Source organism: Stenotrophomonas rhizophila (assembly GCF_003651185.1).
In the GTDB taxonomy this organism is placed as follows: Bacteria; Pseudomonadota; Gammaproteobacteria; order Xanthomonadales; family Xanthomonadaceae; genus Stenotrophomonas; species Stenotrophomonas maltophilia_Z.
Map to the genome: position 1 here is coordinate 96,777 of NZ_RCDC01000004.1, position 20,405 is coordinate 117,181.

Consider the following 20,405-nt stretch of genomic DNA (forward strand, 5'->3'; position numbering starts at 1 on the left):
GCACCGGATGCGCGCATGCGCGTCCGGTGAACCATCACATGCCGCGCGGGCAGGGGTTGGGCAGCGCCCGGCTGTCGGCATCCAGCATCAGCTCATTGCGGGTGCCCAGCAGCATCAGCTCGGTGTGCACCAGGCAGTTGTCGGCATGGCGCTGCAGGAGTTGATTGAAGCGCCGGGCACGGTCGTCGCAGCTCTCGTGGATCGCGTAGGCCAATTCGCGCGCACGGTCTTCGTCGTACGCTTCTTCGCCAGCGAAGTGCTGGCACGCGCTTTCACGCGCCAGGAAGGCCTGCACATCGCCGGGCATCGCGCAGTACATGCGGATGTCCTCGGCCACGAACACCTCCGCCGGGACGTCGCAGCGCTCACCGTGGGCGGTCTCAGCCAACGTGGCGGGTGCGCGCGGGGTATCCAATGTCTCACTCTCCACCGCCCGCGGCGAGCACGCCGCGAGCAGCAGGAGCAGGACGGTCAGTGCAGACCGTTTAGTCGGCACGGCCGGCGAATTCACCGGTGGTGGTATTGACCAGCACACGTTCACCGTTGGCGATGTACTCCGGCACCATGATTTCGATGCCGGTGCTGAGCTTGGCCGGTTTCGGGCGCTTGGTGGCAGTGCCGCCCTTGAGCTCCGGCGGCGTTTCGACCACTTCCAGCACCACGCTGGTCGGCAACTGCACGCCCACCGGGGTCTCGTCGATCACCTGCACGTAGATGCCGGTCAGGCCATCGGTGATGTAGCCGGCGTCATCGCCGAGCACATCCGCATCGACCATGTACGGGGTGTAGTCCTCGTCATCCAGGAAGACGAAGGCGTCGCCATCCATGTACGAGTACGTGGCCTGGCGGCGCAGCAGCTCGACTTCCGGCAGGTTGTCGTCGGCGTCGAAGCTGGAATCGAGCTTGTTGCCGCCCGGCACGCTGTACATGATGAAACGGAAGCGGACATTGCCGCCGCGGCCCTGCGGGGAGCTGCGTTCGATGTCGCGGATCTGGTAGACGCCGTTGTTGAATTCGACGACGTTGCCTTTCTTGATGTCGCTGGCTTTCATGGGAATGAAGGTCGGTTCGTGGAGGTGGCGGGTGCCGGAACCGGGCACCCAGCGGGTTGCGTGCTCGCTTACTTCGGCGCCAGACGCACGGCGCCGTCAAGGCGGATGGTCTCGCCGTTGAGGTAGGTGTTGCCCAGGATATAGGCGACCAGGCCGGCGAAATCCTCCGGCTTGCCCAGGCGCGGCGGGAACGGGATCGAGGCGGCCAGCGATTCCTGCACGGCCGGCGGCATGCCATCGACCATCGGGGTCCAGAAGATGCCCGGGGCGATGGTCATCACGCGGATGCCGAAGCGCGACAGTTCGCGGGCCATCGGCAGGGTCATGCTGACCACGCCGCCCTTGGAGGCGGCATAGGCGGCCTGGCCGATCTGGCCCTCGTAGGCCGCCACGCTGGCGGTGTTGATGATCACGCCGCGCTCGCCATCCTCGCCCGGGGTGTTGTGCTGCATGCGGTTGGCGGCGGCCTTGGCGACGTTGAAGCTGCCGACCAGGTTGACCATCACCGTGCCCTGGAAGTTGGCCAGCGGCATTGGCGCTTCCTTGCCGAGCACGCGGCCCGCGCCCAGGATGCCGGCGCAGTTGATCGCGGTGTTCAGCCCGCCCAGGAAGTCGCAGGCGGCATCGATCTGCGCGGCCACGGCGGCTTCGTCGCTGACATTGGTGCTGTAGTAGCGCGCATTGGCTTCGCCAAGCGCGGCCACGGCGGCCGCGCCCTTGTCGTCATTGAGATCGAACAGGGCCACCTTGCCGCCATGGGCGACCAGGTGCTGGGCCACGGACAGGCCAAGGCCGGAGACACCGCCGGTGATGACGGCGCGGACAGAAGACAGCTGCATTGCACGATCCCGCTGGTTCAAGAACCGCCGATTCTAGCGGAAGCGGCCGCCTTCACCGTTGTGCACTGCCCACGGCGACCTTCGCACGCAGTGCCAGCCGCCGGGCGAACTCGTCCGCCGCCAGCCCTGGGGCGAACAGGAAGCCTTGGCCGACCGAGACCCCCAGCGTGGTCAGGAACTGGCGCTGGGCCTCCGATTCGATGCCCTCGGCGACCAACCCGAGGCCCAGGCTGCGCGCGATGCCGCAGACCGCCTCGCAGACCGCCACGTCCGAGCGGTTGGTCGGCACGCCCTCCACGAACAGCTGGCTCAGCTTGAGGCCATGGATCGGCAGCCGGCGCAGATAGTTCAGCGCGCTGTAGCCTTCGCCGAAGTCGTCGATGGTCAACAGCACGCCCATCTCGCGCAGCTGCGCGAAGGTGCGCAGGGTGTCCGGGGCGTCTTCGATCAACACCCGCTCGGTGAACTCCAGCTCCAGTGCGCTGCCGGGCAGGTGGAATTCGTCCAGTACGGCGCGCACGTTCCGGGCCAGATCCTCGCCGACGAACTGCCGGTAGGACACGTTGACCGCCACCCGCACGATGCCCAGCCCGTCGTCCTGCCACTGGCGCACCTGCCGGCACGCCTCGCGCAGCACCCACAGGCCGATCCGGACGATGTCGCCGGTGCTCTCGGCATGGCCGATGAAGATGTCCGGGCGCAGTTCGCCCAGCTGCGTGTTGCGCCAACGAATCAGCGCCTCGGCGGCGATCAGCTGGCCGCTGTGCAGGTTGACCTGCGGCTGGTAGACCAGGTGGAACTCATCGTCGTCCAGCGCCCGGTGCAGCCGGCTCTCGATCTGCAGCCGATCATGCTGGCGCTGGGCCAGCTCGGGCGAGAACACCTGCCAGCCGTTGCGGGTGCGTCGCTTGCAGTCGTACATGGCGATGTCGGCGTTCTGGATCAGCTGCTGCGGGCGCAACCCGTCCTGGGGCGCCCGCGCGATGCCGATGCTGGTGGTCACCGGGAACTCGTCGGCGCCGAAGCGGAACGGGGTGCTGAACGCACGGGTGATCGCTTCGGCGAGCCGTTCGGGCTGGTCGGCCTGGTCGCGGGTATCGCAGACCACCAGGAACTCGTCACCGCCGAACCGGGCCAGCAATCCTTCGGTGCCGATCGCGGTGGCGATGCGGCGGGTGGCATCGATCAGCAGTTCGTCGCCGGCATTGTGGCCGAGCAGATCGTTGACGATCTTGAAGCGGTCCAGATCGATGTACAGCACGGCCACCCGGCAATGGGTGGGGTTGGCCATGCGTGTGGCGAGATCATTGAGCACCGCATGGCGGTTCATGATGCCGGTGAGCGGATCGGTGCGCGCCTGGATGCGCAGCGTCTCTTCGGCCTGCTTGCGCGCGGTGATGTCCTGCACGGTGCCGGCGATGCGGGCGGCGTCGACATCGCCGGCCTCGGCTTCGCCGATCATGCGCACCCAGAACGAATGTCCATCACTGCGCTGGCCCTGCAGCTCCAGTTCGAAGGACACCTGCCGGTCGATCACATCCAGCAGCGCCTGCTGCAGCAGCGCGCGATCATCCACGCGCAAGCACTCCAGCAGCTCGGCCATGTCGCGCATCGGCAAGTTCTGGCCGAGGATGCGGGTCGCCTCATCAGTGAGGTACAGGCGCTGCAGGCCGCGGTCCCACTCCCAGCCGCCGATGTGCGCCAGCGACTGCGCGCGGTCGAACAGGGTGTTGTTGCGCTTGAGCTCGGTGATGTCGCTGAACAGCCCGAACACGTGGTCAGGCGCGTCGCGCCCGTTGCCGTATACCGGTACGTTGGTGGTGGAGATCCAGATCATCCGGCCGCGCGGGCGGTGGTAGAGGCCGACGATGGTGCTGCGCACGATGCGCCCGGTCTGCAGCGAGACACTGGCGGGCCATTGGTCGCGGGTGAGCGGGTGGCCGTGCTCGTCCACGCTGATCCAGTCCTCCGGCGCCAGCATCGCCTGCAGGCTGCCGCCATTGCCGGCGGTGCCCAGAATGCGGTGCGCGGCCGGGTTGGCCGAGACCACCCGCAACTGGCGGTCAAACAGGACCACGCCCTTGTCGATGGATTCCATCAGCAGCCGGTAACGCGATTCGGCCTGCCAGCGGCTGCTCAGATCGCGCGCCACCGCCACGATGCAGTGCTCGCCCTGGTGCTCGAAGCCGGCCGAATGCACCTCCACCGGGAAGCGGCTGCCATCGCCGCGCATGTTGGTGACTTCGATGACGTAGGTCTCGCCCCGATGCAGGGCTTCCCAGACCGGGTCCAGGTGGTCGCCGGGCAGGTCCGGGTTCAACAGTTCGATCGGCTGGCCGACGATCTCCTCACGGGGGCGGCCATAGGCACGCACGCCCGCCTTGTTGAGGTCCAGCACCACGCCGCGTTCGCTGAGGATGCTGACCGGGTCCGGGACGGCATCGAACAAGGCGGCGTAGCGACGCAGGGCCAGCTGGCGCTCGTCCATCGCTTCCTGCAGGGCCTGCTGGACCTCCTCCAACAGGCCGCGCAGGTCGCCCGGCGAGTGGGCCAGGGCGCGTTCCAGGGCAGCCAGCGCGTGGACGTGGGGGGTGAGGTGATCACCCACCGCAGCGTCCTTGCGCGGGCCGCCGCTTTTCATGTCGCCGCCAGGGCCCTGCCGGTCTTGCTCCCGGTCTCGCGGCCCAGCCGTGAGGCCAGCCAGCGCCCGGTGGCGGCCAGCGCCGGCAGATCGATGCCGGTGCGCATGCCGATGCCATGCAGCATGTAGACCACGTCTTCGCTGGCGACATTGCCGCTGGCGCCCTTGGCATACGGGCAGCCACCTGCACCGGAGACCGCCGAATCGACCACGCGCACACCTTCGTCCAGGCAGGCATCGATGTTGGCCAGGGCCTGGCCATAGGTGTCATGGAAGTGCACGGCCAGCGCGGCCATCGGCAGTTCGCTGGCGACCGCGTTGAGCATCGCGCGCGCCTTGCGTGGCGTGCCCACGCCGATGGTGTCGCCGAGCGAGATTTCGTAACAGCCCATGTCATGCAGCGCACGCGCGACCCGGACCACCTCGCTCACCGCGACCTCGCCCTGGTAGGGGCAGCCGAGTACGGTGGAGACATAGCCACGCACCTTGACCCCGTCGGCTTTGGCCCGCTCAAGGATGGGTGCGAAGCGCGCCAGCGACTCGTCGATGCCGGCGTTGGTGTTGGTCCGGTTGAAGGTTTCCGAGGCGGCAGTGAACACCGCCACTTCCTGCACGCCCACCGTGCGTGCGCGGTCGTAACCCTGTTCGTTGGGCACCAGCACCGGGTAGTCGATGCCCGGGCGGCGCTCGATGCCGGTGTACACCTCGGCAGCGTCGGCCAGTTGCGGCACCCAGCGCGGGCTGACGAAGCTGGTCGCCTCGATGGTGCGCAGGCCGGTCAGCGAGAGCTGGCGGATCAGTTCGATCTTGTCGGCGGTGGCCACCGGCTGGGCTTCGTTCTGCAGCCCGTCGCGCGGGCCGACCTCGACGATGCGCACGAAGTCATTCATTCGCCAGCCCTCCGCGAACGGAGCGACGGACGACCAGCAGGGGGCGGGGCGGGGTAGAGATCACGGAGATTCCTGTCAGACGAAAGGCGGCCCACGGTCCCCGGCAGGCCACGAAAGGGGGATACGCGGGATGGGCGACAAAGCGGCCATCCCGCCGGCGATGGGCGGTCAGCCCGGGTGGTGGCAGACCGCTTCGATGTTGTTGCCATCCGGGTCGAGCACGAACGCCCCGTAATAATCGGGGTGGTAATGCTCGCGGATGCCCGGGGCACCGTTGTCCGTGCCGCCGGCTGCCAGTGCGGCGCGGTGGAAAGCGACCACGTCGGCCCGGCTGCCCGCGCTGAAAGCGATGTGCACGCCGCCATGGGCGCCCGGGGCGTTGCCGATCCAGAAGTCCGGCTTGCCGCTGCGGCCGAAGCCGGCATGGTCATGGTCGCCGGTCTGCGCGGCCGAGACGTGCATCACCACCGCGATGCCCAGCGGGGCCAGGGCCTGCTGGAAGAACGACAGGCTGCGCGCGAAATCGCCGCAGCGGATGCCAACGTGGTCGAGCATGGTGCTTCTCCTCAGTCCTGGGTGACCCAGTGCGGGGCGCGCTTGTCCAGGAAGGCGCCGAGGCCCTCCTGGCCTTCGGCCGAGACCCGCAGGCGGGCGATCAGGGCCGCGTTGTCGCGGTCGGTGGCGTCGCGGTCGCGGCCCAGCGCGACCCGCCGGACCAGCTCCTTGGCAGAGGAAGAGGCCACCGGACCGGCCTTGTCGAGCAGCCCGAGCTGGCGCTGGACGGCCTCGTCGATCCGTTCAGGCTCGATCAGCTGGTGGACCAGGCCGATGCGCAGTGCGGTCTCGGCGTCGAAATGCTCGCCGGTGGCGAACCAGCGCCGCGACTGGCGTGGGCCGATCGCGTCGATGACATAGGGCGAGATCACGGCGGGCAGCAGGCCCAGGCGGCTCTCGGTCAGGCCGAAGCGGGCGCTGGTGCTGGCGATGGCGATATCGCAGCAGGCCACCAGGCCGACCCCGCCACCGAAGGCGGCGCCCTGGACACGGGCGATGGTCGGCTTGGGCAGCTCATCCAGGGTCCGCATCAGGCGGGCCAGGGCGAGCGAGTCCTGGCGGTTGTCCTCCTCGCTGGCGGCGGCCATGCCACGCATCCACTGCATGTCCGCGCCCGCCGAGAACGAGGCGCCTTCGCCGGCCAGCACCACCGCCCGGACGTGGTCGTCGCGGCCGGCGGCCTCCAGGGCGGCCGTCAGCTGGGCGATCAACGAGGCGTCGAAAGCGTTGTGCAGGGCCGGGCGGTTCAGCCACAGGGTCAGCACCGAGGCGCTGCGTTCAATCCGTAGTGCATCACTCATGGGTCGGCTTGCTCCAGTACATGTACAGATCATAGCGGGCCATCGGTCACGGGCAATGGCGCGGCGCGTCGATGGTAGAATTGATAACCATTCCTATCATCGAGAAGGCGCTCCGTGACGTTGTCCGATCTGGCGCTGTACAGCTCCGCCGTGGTGGAGTCCGTGCAGGAAACACACGCAAACGATGCGATCGCCCGCCGACTGAAGGAGCTTGGCTTCGTCAAAGGGGAAGAGGTGCGTCTGGTCGCCCGTGGTCCCGTCGGCGCCGAGCCGCTGCTGGTGCAGGTGGGGTTCACGCGTTTCGCGCTTCGCCGCAGTGAGGCCGCCCGCATCGTGGTAACCGCGTTGCAGTCCCAGGAGGCCCGCGCATGAGCGCCGCCAGCAACGCCCTGCGCATCGCCCTGGTCGGCAACCCGAACAGCGGCAAGACCGCGCTGTTCAACCAGCTCACCGGCAGCCGCCAGAAAGTGGCCAACTACACCGGCGTCACCGTTGAACGCAAGGAAGGCCGCCTGCGTGCGCCGTCCGGCCGCGAGTTCGCCGTGCTGGATCTGCCTGGCGCCTACAGCCTGCAGCCGGCCAGCCTGGACGAAGCGATCACCCGTGACCTGTGCCGGGGCTTCTACCCCGGCGAGGCCGCGCCGGACGTGCTGCTGTGTGTGATCGATGCGACCAACCTGCGCCTGCACCTGCGCTTCGCGCTGGAGCTGCGTGAGTTGGGCAAGCCGATGATCGTGGCCCTGAACATGGTCGATGCGGCCGAGCGCCGCGGCATCAAGATCGATGTGCAGGCGCTGGAACAGGCCCTGGGTGTGCCCGTGGTGGAGACCGTGGCGGTGCGTCGCAACGGCGCGGCCAGGCTGGTCGAGCGCCTGGATGCGATGGTGCCGCACCTGCAGGCCCCGGTGGCGGTGCCTGCCGCCGAGGCCGATTACCACGCCCAGGTGCGCGACATCCTGGCCGCTTCGGTGAGCATGCCGACACGTACGGCGAAGATCGATGACGCACTGGATCGCTGGCTGCTGCACCCGGTGTTCGGTCTGCTGACCCTGGCCGTGGTGATGTTCCTGATCTTCCAGGCGGTGTATGCCTGGGCGACGCCCGTCATGGACCTGATCGAGGCCGGTACGGCGGCACTGGGCGGCTGGATCGGTGGCGCGCTGCCGGAAGGCCCGCTCAACAGCCTGCTGACCGACGGCATCATTGCCGGCGTGGGTGGCGTGATCGTGTTCCTGCCGCAGATCCTGATCCTGTTCGCCTTCATCCTGGCGTTGGAAGAATCCGGTTACCTGCCGCGCGCGGCGTTCCTGCTGGATCGCATGATGGCGGCGGCCGGTCTGTCCGGGCGCTCGTTCATCCCGTTGCTGTCCAGCTTCGCCTGCGCGGTGCCGGGCATCATGTCCACCCGCAGCATCCAGGACCCGCGCGACCGGCTCGCCACGATCCTGGTGGCCCCTCTGATGACCTGTTCGGCGCGCCTGCCGGTGTATGCGCTGCTGATCGGCGCCTTCATCCCGCAGAAGCAGATCTGGGGCGTCTTCAACCAGCAGGGCCTGGTGTTGTTCGGCCTGTACGCGGCCGGCATCCTCAGCGCGCTGCTGATGTCCTGGACAATGAAGAAGTGGCGCCGCGACAAGAGCGAGCATCCGTTGATGCTGGAACTGCCGTCCTACCGCATCCCGCACCCGCGCGATCTGGCGGTGGGGCTGTACGAGCGCGGCATGATCTTCCTCAAGCGCGTGGGTGGCATCATCCTGGCGCTGACCATCCTGCTGTGGGTACTGCTGTCGTTCCCGGGGGCGCCGGAAAACGCGACCATGCCGGCGATCGACTACAGCTTCGCCGGCCAGATCGGCCATGCCATGGCGGTGTTCTTCGCGCCGCTGGGCTTCAACTGGCAGATCTGCATTGCACTGATCCCGGGCCTGGCCGCGCGTGAAGTGGCGGTGGCCTCGCTGGCCACGGTGTACGCGCTGTCCGCCGCCGATGACGATGCCGCCAGCCAGGCGCTGACCCCGCTGATCAGCGACGGCTGGTCGCTGGCCACCGCGCTGTCGTTGCTGGTCTGGTACATCTACGCCCCGATGTGCATCTCCACGCTGGCCACGATCAAGCGTGAAACCAACTCGTGGAAGCAGATGGGCTTTGCCACGTTCTACCTGTTCGCGGCCGCCTACATCGCCTCGCTGATCACCTACCAGGTGACCGTTGCCCTGGGCGGCGGCTGATGGAGACCGGTCTGCTGCTGCAGTACGTCGTGATCGCGCTGGCCGTGCTGGTCAGCGCGTGGGTGGTGATGAAGAAGCAGTTCCCGGGCACCGTGCGCAAGGCACGCGGGGCGATCGCGCTGGGGTTGGTGAAACCGCAGCGCGCCGCCTGGTTGCAGGCGCTGGGCCGGAAGATCGCACCACCGGCGACCGGTGGCGGTGGTGCGTGCGGTGGTTGTGACAGCTGCGGGCCGACGCCGCCGAAGCGGCACTGAGGCGCTCGGCGGTAGAGCACGCCCTGCGTGATTGCTCAATCGCGCACCAGCCCCCCATCCACCACCAGGTTCTGCCCGGTCACCGCGCGTGACCATGGCGAAGCGAAGAACAGCACCGCATCGGCGAACTCGGCCGGGGTGGTGACGCTGCGCAACGGGGTGTTGGCCGCGATGTAGTCGAACACCGCCTCCGGCGTGGCCGCACTGGCATCCGTGGTGCGCAGCAGACCACCGGAGAGCATGTTGACGGTGATGCCGTCCGGGCCGAGATCGCCCGCCAGCGTGCGGGTCAGCGAGAGCAGGGCGGCCTTGGCCGCGGTGTAGTCGTGGTACGGCACCACCGGGTTCTGGAACAGGTTGGTGCCGATGTTGATCACGCGGCCGAAGCGCTGCGCGCGCATGCCGGGCAGGGCGGCCTGCACCGTGTTGAGTGCGCCGCGCACGCTGCCTTCGAACTGCTGGTTGAAGGCGTCCCAGCCGATCACGTCGGCCTTGTCGCGCGCATCGCCGTTGAACGAGAACGCCGCCAGTGCGTTGTTGACCACCGTGGTGATGTCACGGCCGAAGTGCTGGCGCGCCTGTGCGAACAGGGCATCGACCTGGGCGCGGTCGGTCACGTCGGCCTGGATCGCCACGCAGGCGCTGCCCAGCTCGGCCGCCAGCTTCTGCGCGGCTTCTGCGCTGGCGTGGTAGTTGATGACGACCTGTGCGCCCTCGCGGACGAAGGCGCGGACCAGATGCTGGCCGAGCCCGCGGGCACCGCCGGTGACGAGAACGAGCTGCTGCGAAAGCTGCATGGAGGGGCTGCCATGGGGATCCACCCGCTAGCGTAGCAAGCGGTGCGCGGATTTCCTCTTGTGCAGCGCCGCCGGCACCCGCTAGCCTGCATGCATGACTACCACTCCCCTACGTTTGCTCATCCACGGTGCGTCCGGCCGCATGGGCCAGGCACTGCTCCGCCTTGCCGCTGACAATCCCGCCCTGCAGGTGGTGGCCGCGGTGAACCGCCGCTCGCCGACCCAGCGCGTGGTCGAGGGCGTGCCGCATTTCGCCAGCAGCGAGCTGGCTGGTGCCCCCCCGTTCGATGTCGCCATCGATTTCAGCCTGCCCGAGGGTTTTGATCCGGTGCTGGCGCTGTGCGTGGAGCGCGGTGCGGGCTTCGTGTCCGGCACTACCGGCATCAGTGAGGCGCAGCGCCAGGCACTGATCCGGGCGGCCGGCCGGATTCCACTGGTCTGGGCCTCCAACTTCAGCCTCGGTGTGGCGGTGCTGGATGAGCTGGTCGAGCGGGCTGCCGCTGCACTGGCCGGCTGGGACTGCGACATCGTCGAATCCCACCACACCCAGAAGAAGGACGCGCCCTCCGGCACGGCCCTGACCCTGGGCGCGGCGGCGGAGAAGGGCGGGGCGCACCCGCACTACGCCAGCCTGCGCGCCGGCGACATCGTGGGTGAGCATCTGGTCCAGTTCACCGGGCTGGGCGAGCGCATCGAGCTGACCCACCGTGCCACCAATCGGGACATTTTTGCCCGTGGGGCCCTGTTCGCGGCCAGCCAGCTGCCGGGTCGCGCGCCGGGCAGCTACCGGGTCCGGGATCTGCTGGATGGGGCCACGCCGCCGCCCGCCGTCTGAATTGGGGCCTCGGGGCAGGATGGGCGGGCGCCTGAACCGGCGCTGCGCCCTCCGTCGGCCTGAATAGGGCAATTGCACGCGGATACTGGCGCCGCACCCGGCTTGCCTTTACAATTCCCGCTCGCCGAATCACGACAGCCGGACCGGTCCAGAACCGCAGTCCGCGCTTTTTTGCAGCCGCTTTTTCGTGAAGCGCAGGCGTGACTTCGGCGACCCCTCGGTAGCCAAAGTGAGATTTCCGTGACCCAAGTCGCAATCCTCGTCCTCGAAGACGGCACCGTATTCGAGGGCGAATCCGTAGGCGCGCCCGGCCTGTCCGTTGGTGAGGTGGTGTTCAACACCGCCATGACCGGCTATCAGGAAGTGTTGACCGATCCTTCCTACGCCCGGCAGATGGTCACGCTGACCTACCCGCATATCGGCAACACCGGCATGACCGACCAGGACGATGAAGCGGCCAAGGTGTGGTCGGCCGGCCTGATCGTGCGCGATGTCCCGCGCCGCCCGAGCAACTGGCGCAGCCAGGTGTCGCTGCAGGATTGGCTGATCCAGCGCGGCGTGGTCGCCATCTCCGGCATCGATACCCGCAAGCTGACGCGCATCCTGCGCGAGCGCGGCGCCCAGAACGGTGCGCTGATGGCCGGCGAAGGCCTGAGCGTGGAAACGGCGCTGGAAGCGGCGCGCAAGTTCCCGGGCCTGAAGGGCATGGATCTGGCCAAGGTGGTCAGCACCGACAAGCGTTACACCTGGACCGAGGGCCAGCTGGATCTGGACAGCAATGCCTTCGTCAACGCCGCACCGCGTTTCAAGGTGGTGGCCTATGACTTCGGCGCCAAGCTCAACATCCTGCGCATGCTGGCCGAGCGCGGCTGCGAGCTGACCGTGGTGCCGGCGCAGACCCCGGCTGCCGAGGTGCTGGCGATGAATCCGGACGGCGTGTTCCTGTCCAACGGCCCGGGCGATCCGGAGCCGTGCGATTACGCGATCGCCGCGATCAAGACCTTCCTGGAGAAGAAGGTGCCGACCTTTGGCATCTGCCTGGGCCACCAGCTGCTGGCGCTGGCCTCCGGCGCGAAGACGGTCAAGATGGGCCACGGCCACCACGGCGCCAACCACCCGGTCCAGGACCTGGACGGCGGCCGCGTGATGATCACGTCGCAGAACCATGGCTTCGCGGTGGATGAAGCCTCGCTGCCGGCGACCCTGCGCGTGACCCACCGCTCGTTGTTCGACGGCACCAACCAGGGCATCGCCCGCACCGACGTGCCGGCGTTCTCGTTCCAGGGCCACCCGGAAGCCTCGCCGGGCCCGCACGATGTCGGTCCGCTGTTCGACCGGTTCGTGACGATGATGGCCGAGGCCAAGGCGTGATGCGCAGCCCCGCGCTGCTGCTGTCGCTGGTGTGCCTGACCGGTGTGGCCCAGGCCGCACCGGCGTCCGATACGCAGGTGCAGGCGGTCATGCAGAAGTTGAGCATGGGCACGCTGGGCACCGACATGGCCAAGCTGATGATCGACAACGTGCCGGCGCTCAAGGCCCTGCCCGAGACCGATCGCCAGTGCGCGCATGCGCCGATCCAGAATCTGCTCGATGCGCAGTTTCGTCATTCGGTGATCACCGGCCTCGGCAACGACGGCGACCAGGTGATCGCCGAGTGGTCGCGCTTCCTGGGGACGCCCGGCGGCAAGAGCCTGTCCTCGGCCTTCGCCGGTGCCAATCCCGCGACGATGGCGGAAAAGGCCAACGTGAACCTGAGCGAGAAGGACCGCGCCGAGGTGACCGCGTTCCTGGCCAGCCCGGCGTACACCCGCTTCATCGCCACGTTCGACACCGAATCGGAGCTGCCCGACGACATCGGCGTGCAGCTAGCGAAAGGACTGCAGGACCAGTGCCGGATCGCGCTGAACCCCGACGATATTTCCTGATCGACAGCGTGCGATCACCCCCATCTGCCTCGCTGTCCAGACTTAGAGAAGACAATGCCCAAGCGCACTGACCTTAAAACCATCCTCATCATCGGTGCCGGCCCGATCGTCATCGGCCAGGCCTGTGAGTTCGACTACTCTGGCGCGCAGGCCTGCAAGGCACTGCGCGACGAGGGGTACCGCGTGGTGCTGGTCAACAGCAATCCGGCCACCATCATGACCGACCCAGAGATGGCTGACGCCGTCTACATCGAGCCGATCAACTGGCAGACGGTCGAGAAGATCATCGCCAAGGAAAAGCCCGACGCGCTGCTGCCGACCATGGGCGGCCAGACCGCGCTGAACTGCGCACTGGATCTGGCCGACAACGGCGTGCTGGAGAAGTACAACGTTGAACTGATCGGCGCCAAGCGCGACGCGATCCGCATGGCCGAAGACCGCGAGCTGTTCCGCGTGGCCATGGGTGAGATCGGCCTGGAGTGCCCGTCCGCTGCGGTGGCGCACACGCTGGAAGAAGCGATCGACATCCAGACCCGCGTCGGCTACCCGACCATCATCCGCCCCAGCTTCACCCTGGGCGGCAGCGGCGGCGGCATCGCCTACAACCGCGAAGAGCTGGTGGATATCGTGACCCGCGGCCTGGAACTGTCGCCGACCACCGAAGTGCTGGTGGAAGAATCGGTGCTGGGCTGGAAGGAATTCGAGATGGAGGTGGTGCGCGACACCGCCGACAACTGCATCATCGTCTGCTCGATCGAGAACCTGGACCCGATGGGCGTGCACACCGGTGACTCGATCACCGTGGCCCCGGCCCAGACCCTGACCGACAAGGAATACCAGCGCCTGCGCGATGCCTCCATCGCCGTGCTGCGCAAGATCGGCGTGGATACCGGCGGTTCGAACGTGCAGTTCGGCATCAGCCCGACCACCGGCCGCGTGGTCGTGATCGAAATGAACCCGCGCGTATCGCGTTCCTCGGCGCTGGCCTCCAAGGCCACCGGCTTCCCGATCGCCAAGGTCGCGGCCAAGCTGGCCGTGGGTTACACCCTGGACGAATTGAAGAACGAAATCACCGGTGGTCTGACCCCGGCCTCGTTCGAACCGTCGATCGATTACGTCGTCACCAAGATTCCGCGCTTCGCCTTCGAGAAGTTCCCGGCCGCCGATGCGCGCCTGACCACCCAGATGAAGTCGGTGGGCGAGGTGATGGCGATGGGCCGCACCTTCCAGGAGTCGCTGCAGAAGGCCCTGCGTGGCCTGGAAACCGGCAAGATCGGCCTGGACCCGACCGGTCTGGACCTGTCCAACGAAGACGACATCACCACCATCAAGCGCGAGCTCAAGGCCCCGGGCCCGGAGCGCCTGTTCTTCGTGGGGGATGCGTTCCGCGCCGGTTTCAGCGTGGAAGAGGTCTTCGCGCTGTCGCACATCGACCCGTGGTTCCTGGACCAGATCGAAGAGATCATCCAGGCCGAAGCCGAGGTGGCCACCGACGGCATCGACGCACTCGATGCTGCACGTCTGCGCAAGCTCAAGCGCGCCGGTTTCTCCGATGCCCGCCTGGCCGAACTGACCGGCACCAACGAAGCGGCCGTGCGCGCGCTGCGTCGTGCGCACAAGGTGCGCCCGGTATACAAGCGCGTGGATTCGTGCGCCGCCGAGTTCGCCACCAGCACCGCCTACCTGTATTCGACCTACGAGGACGAGTGCGAAGCGGCGCCGAGCAACCGCGACAAGATCATGATCCTGGGTGGCGGTCCGAACCGTATCGGCCAGGGCATCGAGTTCGACTACTGCTGCGTGCATGCGGCACTGGCGCTGCGCGAGGATGGGTATGAAACCATCATGGTCAACTGCAACCCGGAAACCGTCTCCACCGATTACGACACCTCCGACCGCCTGTACTTCGAGCCGCTGACGCTGGAAGACGTGCTGGAGATCGTCGAGCTGGAACAGCCGAAGGGCGTGATCGTGCAGTACGGTGGCCAGACCCCGCTGAAGCTGGCGCGCGCGCTGGAAGCCAACGGCGTGCCGGTGATCGGCACCTCGCCGGACTCCATCGATCTGGCCGAAGACCGCGAGCGCTTCCAGCAGCTGGTCGACAAGCTCGGCCTGAAGCAGCCGCCGAACCGCATCGCCCGCAACGACCAGGAAGCCCTGCTGCTGGCCCGCGAGATCGGCTACCCGCTGGTGGTGCGCCCGAGCTACGTGCTGGGCGGCCGTGCGATGGAAATCGTCTACGGTGAATCCGATCTGGCCCGCTACGTCCGCGACGCGGTGAAGGTCTCCAACGATTCGCCGGTGCTGCTGGACCGCTTCCTGGACAACGCCGTGGAAGTGGACGTGGACATCATTGCCGACAAGGACGGCAACGTGCTGATCGGCGGCGTGATGGAGCACATCGAAGAAGCCGGCGTGCATTCGGGCGATTCGTCCTGCTCGCTGCCGCCGTACTCGCTGTCCGCCGAAACCCAGGCCGAGCTGCGTCGCCAGGTGGTCGAGCTGGCCAAGGCCCTGAATGTGGTCGGCCTGATGAACACCCAGTTCGCGATCCAGGCCGGCGAAAACGGCGAAGACATCGTCTACCTGCTGGAAGTGAACCCGCGTGCCTCGCGCACCGTGCCGTTCGTCTCCAAGGCCACCGGCATGCCGCTGGCCAAGATCGCCGCGCGCTGCATGGCCGGCAAGACGCTGGCCGAGCAGGGCGCGACCAAGGAAATCGTGCCGGGCTACTACTCGGTCAAGGAAGCGATCTTCCCGTTCGCCAAGTTCCAGGGCGTCGATCCGATCCTCGGGCCGGAGATGCGCTCCACCGGTGAGGTGATGGGCGTGGGCCGCAGCTTCAGCGCCGCCTTCGCGCGTGCGCAGGAAGCCGGTGGCATCAAGGCGCCGCCGCTGGGCAAGGCGTTCGTGTCGGTCCGTGACCCGGACAAGAAGCGCGTGCTGCCGGTCGCCAAGGCACTGGTCGAGCGCGGCTACACCCTGGTGGCTACCCGTGGCACCGGCGCGTGGCTGCAGGAGCACGGCATGACCTGCGAAATCGTCAACAAGGTGGTCGAAGGCCGTCCGCACATCGTCGATTCGATCAAGAACGGCGAGATCGTCTACATCGTCAACACGACCGAAGGTCGTGCGGCGATCAATGACTCGTTCTCGATCCGTCGCGAAGCGCTGCAGCATCGCGTGACCTATTCGACCACCATCGCCGGCGCCATGGCGCTGGTGCAATCACTGGAATTCCGCGGCACCGGCCCCGTCTGGTCGCTGCAGGAACTGCACAAGGAGTTGAACGCATGAGAGCACCGATCACCCTGAAGGGCGCGCAGCGTCTGCGCGAAGAGCTTGACCACCTGAAGTCGGTCAAGCGCCCGAAGGTCATCGCGGCGATCGCCGAGGCACGCGAACACGGCGATCTGAAAGAGAACGCCGAGTACCACGCCGCGCGCGAAGAGCAGGGCTTCATCGAAGGCCGCATCAAGCAGCTGGAAGGTGAGCTGTCGCATGCCGAGATCATCGACATCACCAAGCTCAACGCCGGCAGCAAGGTGGTGTTCGGCGCCACGGTCGAGTTGTCGGACGTGGAGAATGATGAAGAGAAGCGCTACCAGATCGTTGGCGACCTGGAAGCGGACATCAAGCTGGGCCTGATCGCGATCTCCTCGCCGCTGGCCCGTGCCTTGATCGGCAAGCTGGAAGGCGATGCGGTCACCATCGACGCACCGGCCGGCCAGCGCGAATACGAAATCGTCAGCGTCCAGTACCTGGACTGACGGCGATGGCCACGGCGACGTTGTTGCTGCCGGCGCGCAGCCGGTTTCCGGCGGCGCCGTTGCCCGATGACGTCGCCAAGGCGCTGGGGCGTGCGCAGCGCCGCAGCGCCGAGGCGGGCGAACGCGCCCAGCTGCGTCGGCATTTCCAGACGCAGCCGGACGCGTGGTCCGCGGCCGCCCTGACCCGTGAGCTGGATGTCGGCGATGCCGACCAATCCGTGTGGCTGCGGGCGGATCCGGCCAATGTGGTGCCGGACATGCATGGCGCACGCCTGATGGGGCACGGGGATACCCTGCGCCCCGATCTGGCCGATGTGATGCATCTGCTGCCCGCGTTGCAGCCGTTGTTTGTCGGCTACGGCTTCGTGCTGGATGCGCCGGTGCCGTCACGCTGGTACCTGCGCCTGCCGCCGGGCACCACGCTGCCCGTCTTCGCCGAGCCTGATGAAGTGCTCGGCGATGATCTGTTTGCCCATCTGCCCGAAGGCGATGCGGGCCGCCGTTGGCGCGCCCTGCTGACCGAAGCGCAGGTGGTGTTGCACCAGCACGAGTGGAACCAGCAGCGCGTGGCCGACGGCAAACGTGCGATCAACTCGCTGTGGTTCTGGGGCGGCGGCGAGCTGCCCGAGCGTGTGACCACCGCGCATGCCCAGGTCCGCAGCCGCGATGCGCTGCTGCAGGCGCTGGCCAGGGCGGCGGGCCTGCAGGCCGATGGCGAGCAGACCGTGGATGCGCTGGTGGACCTGCGCCAGCTGCGCTCACTGGAGCAGCTGGGCAATGAGGCGATCCGCCCGTTGCTGGCGGCGATCGCACGCGGGGAATTGAAACGTCTGGTGCTGGATTTCGAGGACGGGGCCCGCGTGGAGATCGACAAGAGCCAGCGCTGGCGGTTCTGGAAGAAGCCGGTGCAGTTGCACGATCTCTGAGTGCATGCCCAAGGACAGCCGGCCAGCGGTCGGCTCTGCCGGTAGCGGGGCGGTATCATGCTCGCGCATGTCATCGATCGAGCCCGTTTTGACCCCGTCTGAAGCACCCCGTATCCAGCGCCGTCCTGCCGCCGCCGTCAGCGAGTGGCCGTCCTCCATGTTGCCGTTGCTGCAGCGCTTGTACGCCGCGCGCGGGGTGACCGATGCCGCGCAGGCCCAGCCGAAGCTGGCCCAGCTGCATGCGCCGGATCTGCTGGGCAGCATGCAGGCCGCGGTAACGCTGCTGGCCGATGCGATCGCCCACAACGAACGCATCCTGATCGTCGGCGATTTCGACTGCGATGGCGCCACCGCCTGTGCGGTCGGGGTGCGCGGCCTGCGCATGCTCGGCGCGCGCGATGTGGTGCACGCGGTGCCCAACCGCATGCTGCATGGCTATGGGCTGTCGCCATCGCTGGTGGCCGAACTGGCCCCGCTCAATCCGGGCCTGCTGGTCACGGTCGACCATGGCATCGCCTGCCATGCCGGCGTCAACGCGGCCAAGGCACTGGGCTGGAAAGTACTGGTCACCGATCACCATCTGCCGGGCGAGCACCTGCCGCCGGCCGATGCCATCGTCGACCCCAACATCAGCGGCGATGCGTTCCCCAGCAAGGCACTGGCCGGCGTCGGGGTCATCTTCTACGTGTTGATGGCGCTGCGCCGCCACCTGCGCGAGCAGGGCGCGTACGCCACGGCACCTGAGCCGGACCTGCTGACCCTGCTGGATCTGGTCGCAGTGGGCACCGTTGCCGATCTGGTCGCGCTGGATGACAACAACCGCGCCCTGGTCTCGGCCGGCCTGCGCCGGCTGCGCAGCGGCAAGGGCTGCGTCGGCCTGCAGGCGCTGATCGAGGCCAGTGGTCGTGACGCCTCGCGGCTCACTGGCAGTGACATTGGTTTCGCGCTCGGCCCACGGTTGAACGCCGCTGGCCGGCTGGAAGACATGGCACTGGGCATCGAGCTGCTGCTCACTGAAGACCGCGCCCACGCGCGTGAGATCGCCACGACGCTGGAGTCGATCAACACCGAGCGCCGTGCGGTCCAACAGCTGATGACCGACGACGCGGAGCTGGCAGTGTCCCGTGCAGTGCTCAGCGCCGAGGGCGTGCGCCCTGTTGCGGCCTGCCTGTTCGATGCCGAATGGCACCCCGGTGTGGTCGGGCTGGTGGCGTCCAAGATGAAGGATCGGCTGCACCGGCCGGTGATCGCGTTCGCACCTTCAGAGCCCGGCGGCGATTCGCTGCGGGGCTCGGCGCGCTCGATTCCCGGCTTCCATATCCGTGACGCGCTGGCCTTGGTCAACGCGGCGCACCCGGGCCTGATCGACAAGTTCGGTGGCCACGCCATGGCTGCCGGCCTCAGTCTGCCGCATGCGCAGCTGGCCGCGTTCGAGCAGGCCTTCGTGGACGTGGTGGAGCGCACGCTGGATCCGCTCTCGCTGCAGCAGCTGCTGCTCACCGACGGCGAGCTGTTGCCGCAGGAGCTGGATTTCGCCCATGCCGAGGCGCTGCGCCTGGCCGGCCCGTGGGGGCAGGGCTTCCCCGAGCCGTTGTTCGATGGTCACTTCCAGGTGGCGCGCTGGCAGGTGCTCAAAGAGAAGCACCTGAAACTGAGCCTGCGCGTGCCGGGCCGGGCCGAGCCGGTCAGCGCCATCCACTTCAGCGGCTGGAGCGGCAACGCGCCGGCCAACCGCGTCCATATCGCGTACCGCCTCGTCAGCGACGACTACCGCGGCGGTGGCGCGATCCAACTGATCGTGGAGCACTGCGCCGACGCGTAACCGGGCGGGTGCGGATTATTCGCGCACCTGCGTCACCAGTGTCGGCATTTCCCAGGCGCCACCGGCGGCGACCAGGCGGCACAACCCGGTGCTGCTGTCCGCCGTCTTCACGAATTGCGTGCCGTTCCAGCCCCAGGTGGTGGAGTACCAGCAATCGCCGAGGCCACGGCCCTTGTGCGCCTCCTGGATGGTGCGCACCTCATCACCGACCGCTGCCGTGGTGACCAGCCGCGGCTGGTACGGCGCGCGGTCGTTGATCACCCAATAGCCGTCACCGGTGTTGTACGCGCCGCGCCAGCAGCTCAGCGAGACCAGCAGCTTGTCGGCGCTGAGCCGCTGCACCGTCAGCGCTTCGGGTTCCTCGCCGGGTGACAGGCTGCCGCTGGGTCCCAGCGCTTCGCAATCGTCGGCTGACGTCACTGCTGCGAGGGCGGCACGCAGCGCCGGCGATGCGGCCAGCGCGGTGTCCGCCGGGCGGGTGGCCACCGGCTTGCCCAGGTGCACGACCGGCACCGGCAGTGCCGGCGGTACCGAGGATTCGGCGAGGGTGCCTTTGCGCATCAGGGCGCCCGGCGTGCCCAGGCGGCCCTGGAACGCATCCATCTTCAACAACACGGCCGAGGCGCCCTGATCAGAGACCGTCCAGCGCGCGCCATCGTCGCCGATCAGCTCGATGCGGCTGTTGCGTGTCAGCGAGGTAAGCAGGGCAGCGAGCTGCTTCGCAGAAAAGGTGGCGGTGCCCTCGGCGGCATCAAACTGCATCGGGCCCAGCGAGGTGCCGTTGATCTGCAGGCTGAGCCGCTGGGTGGCGGTGTTGTCGTCGTATTGGCCGAGCATCAGTTCGGCCTGCACCGGCTGGTCCGGCCCGCCCGCGCGGGTGAGCAGGATCGAGACCGGGTCGCCGCCATTGTCGTCGGCCTGATAACCGGCGGCGCGGCAGGTACGGGTGTTGTCGCAGGCCAGCGTCCAGTCGTGGTGGGTGAACGTCACGCCCTCGATGGCGGCGGCGGCGTAACCGGGCAGGGCGAGGCCCATCAACAGCGGGGCGGTCAACAACAGGCGCATGCGGCA

19 protein-coding genes are annotated in these 20,405 nt (G+C 67.8%); 10 read left to right on the forward strand and 9 right to left on the reverse strand.

Going from position 1 to position 20,405, the window contains the following annotated elements; all coding sequences use genetic code 11:
- Nucleotides 1-34: 34 nt before the first annotated feature.
- From BCL79_RS00505 to BCL79_RS00535, 7 genes are all read right to left on the reverse strand, one after another.
- Complete coding sequence (locus BCL79_RS00505) at nt 35-415, reverse strand: hypothetical protein (protein WP_226956558.1); 381 nt, start codon at nt 413-415, stop codon at nt 35-37.
- 70 nt (nt 416-485) lie between these two features.
- Nucleotides 486-1,052 carry an elongation factor P-like protein YeiP gene (yeiP, locus tag BCL79_RS00510; protein ID WP_121036675.1) on the reverse strand — a complete coding sequence of 189 codons (567 nt, stop codon included), beginning with the start codon at nt 1,050-1,052 and terminating at the stop codon, nt 486-488.
- 68 nt (nt 1,053-1,120) lie between these two features.
- Nucleotides 1,121-1,891 carry an SDR family NAD(P)-dependent oxidoreductase gene (locus tag BCL79_RS00515; protein WP_121036676.1) on the reverse strand — a complete coding sequence of 257 codons (771 nt, stop codon included), beginning with the start codon at nt 1,889-1,891 and terminating at the stop codon, nt 1,121-1,123.
- 52 nt (nt 1,892-1,943) lie between these two features.
- A complete protein-coding gene (locus BCL79_RS00520; RefSeq protein WP_121036677.1) occupies nt 1,944-4,532 on the reverse strand; it encodes a sensor domain-containing protein in 2,589 nt (862 codons plus the stop codon).
- Complete coding sequence (locus tag BCL79_RS00525; protein ID WP_121036678.1) at nt 4,529-5,422, reverse strand: hydroxymethylglutaryl-CoA lyase; 894 nt, start codon at nt 5,420-5,422, stop codon at nt 4,529-4,531. Before BCL79_RS00525 ends, BCL79_RS00520 begins: the two co-directional genes overlap by 4 nt.
- Nucleotides 5,423-5,590: 168 nt before the next feature.
- Entirely contained in the window at nt 5,591-5,977 is a 387-nt protein-coding gene (locus tag BCL79_RS00530; protein WP_121036679.1) for a VOC family protein, read from the reverse strand.
- Nucleotides 5,978-5,988: 11 nt separating this feature from the next.
- Nucleotides 5,989-6,777: an enoyl-CoA hydratase-related protein gene (locus tag BCL79_RS00535; RefSeq protein ID WP_121036680.1), complete on the reverse strand. Its 789-nt coding sequence runs from the start codon at nt 6,775-6,777 to the stop codon at nt 5,989-5,991.
- Nucleotides 6,778-6,891: 114 nt separating this feature from the next.
- Here BCL79_RS00535 and BCL79_RS00540 point away from each other — a divergent pair, with 114 nt between their 5' ends.
- Genes BCL79_RS00540 through BCL79_RS00550 form a run of 3 tightly spaced genes read left to right on the forward strand, consistent with a single transcriptional unit; the run spans nt 6,892 to nt 9,259 of the window.
- Nucleotides 6,892-7,149 carry a FeoA family protein gene (locus BCL79_RS00540; RefSeq protein ID WP_121036681.1) on the forward strand — a complete coding sequence of 86 codons (258 nt, stop codon included), beginning with the start codon at nt 6,892-6,894 and terminating at the stop codon, nt 7,147-7,149.
- Nucleotides 7,146-9,005, forward strand: coding sequence for a ferrous iron transporter B (gene feoB, locus BCL79_RS00545; protein WP_121036682.1), 1,860 nt, complete (start codon nt 7,146-7,148; stop codon nt 9,003-9,005). Before BCL79_RS00540 ends, feoB begins: the two co-directional genes overlap by 4 nt.
- A complete protein-coding gene (locus BCL79_RS00550) occupies nt 9,005-9,259 on the forward strand; it encodes a DUF6587 family protein (protein ID WP_121036683.1) in 255 nt (84 codons plus the stop codon). The genes feoB and BCL79_RS00550 overlap by 1 nt, the downstream gene beginning before the upstream one ends.
- Before the next feature lie 35 nt (nt 9,260-9,294).
- On the opposite strand, the gene BCL79_RS00555 is transcribed toward BCL79_RS00550, so the two are convergent.
- The gene (locus BCL79_RS00555) at nt 9,295-10,056 is read right to left on the reverse strand and encodes a 3-oxoacyl-ACP reductase (RefSeq protein WP_121036684.1); all 762 of its coding nucleotides are present in this window, start codon (nt 10,054-10,056) and stop codon (nt 9,295-9,297) included.
- 94 nt (nt 10,057-10,150) lie between these two features.
- Here BCL79_RS00555 and dapB point away from each other — a divergent pair, with 94 nt between their 5' ends.
- The 7 genes from dapB to recJ all read left to right on the forward strand — a co-directional run bounded on the left by dapB (nt 10,151) and on the right by recJ (nt 19,334).
- Entirely contained in the window at nt 10,151-10,891 is a 741-nt protein-coding gene (dapB, locus tag BCL79_RS00560; RefSeq protein ID WP_121036685.1) for a 4-hydroxy-tetrahydrodipicolinate reductase, read from the forward strand.
- A 240-nt stretch (nt 10,892-11,131) separates the two neighbouring features.
- Nucleotides 11,132-12,262 (forward strand): glutamine-hydrolyzing carbamoyl-phosphate synthase small subunit, encoded by a 1,131-nt coding sequence (gene carA / locus BCL79_RS00565; RefSeq protein WP_121036686.1) that lies wholly within the window; start codon nt 11,132-11,134, stop codon nt 12,260-12,262.
- Nucleotides 12,259-12,816: a hypothetical protein gene (locus tag BCL79_RS00570; RefSeq protein WP_183073616.1), complete on the forward strand. Its 558-nt coding sequence runs from the start codon at nt 12,259-12,261 to the stop codon at nt 12,814-12,816. Before carA ends, BCL79_RS00570 begins: the two co-directional genes overlap by 4 nt.
- Nucleotides 12,817-12,870: 54 nt before the next feature.
- On the forward strand, nt 12,871-16,113 hold the full coding sequence (carB, locus tag BCL79_RS00575; protein ID WP_121036688.1) for a carbamoyl-phosphate synthase large subunit: 3,243 nt from the start codon (nt 12,871-12,873) through the stop codon (nt 16,111-16,113).
- Between the two features lie 8 nt (nt 16,114-16,121).
- A complete protein-coding gene (gene greA, locus BCL79_RS00580) occupies nt 16,122-16,586 on the forward strand; it encodes a transcription elongation factor GreA (protein WP_183073734.1) in 465 nt (154 codons plus the stop codon).
- 5 nt (nt 16,587-16,591) lie between these two features.
- On the forward strand, nt 16,592-17,512 hold the full coding sequence (locus BCL79_RS00585) for a phosphoglycerate mutase (protein WP_121036690.1): 921 nt from the start codon (nt 16,592-16,594) through the stop codon (nt 17,510-17,512).
- 67 nt (nt 17,513-17,579) lie between these two features.
- Nucleotides 17,580-19,334, forward strand: coding sequence for a single-stranded-DNA-specific exonuclease RecJ (gene recJ / locus BCL79_RS00590; protein WP_121036691.1), 1,755 nt, complete (start codon nt 17,580-17,582; stop codon nt 19,332-19,334).
- A gap of 15 nt (nt 19,335-19,349) precedes the next feature.
- Here recJ and BCL79_RS00595 read toward each other — a convergent pair whose 3' ends face one another.
- Nucleotides 19,350-20,399 (reverse strand): DUF1176 domain-containing protein, encoded by a 1,050-nt coding sequence (locus tag BCL79_RS00595; protein WP_121036692.1) that lies wholly within the window; start codon nt 20,397-20,399, stop codon nt 19,350-19,352.
- Nucleotides 20,400-20,405: the final 6 nt, after the last annotated feature.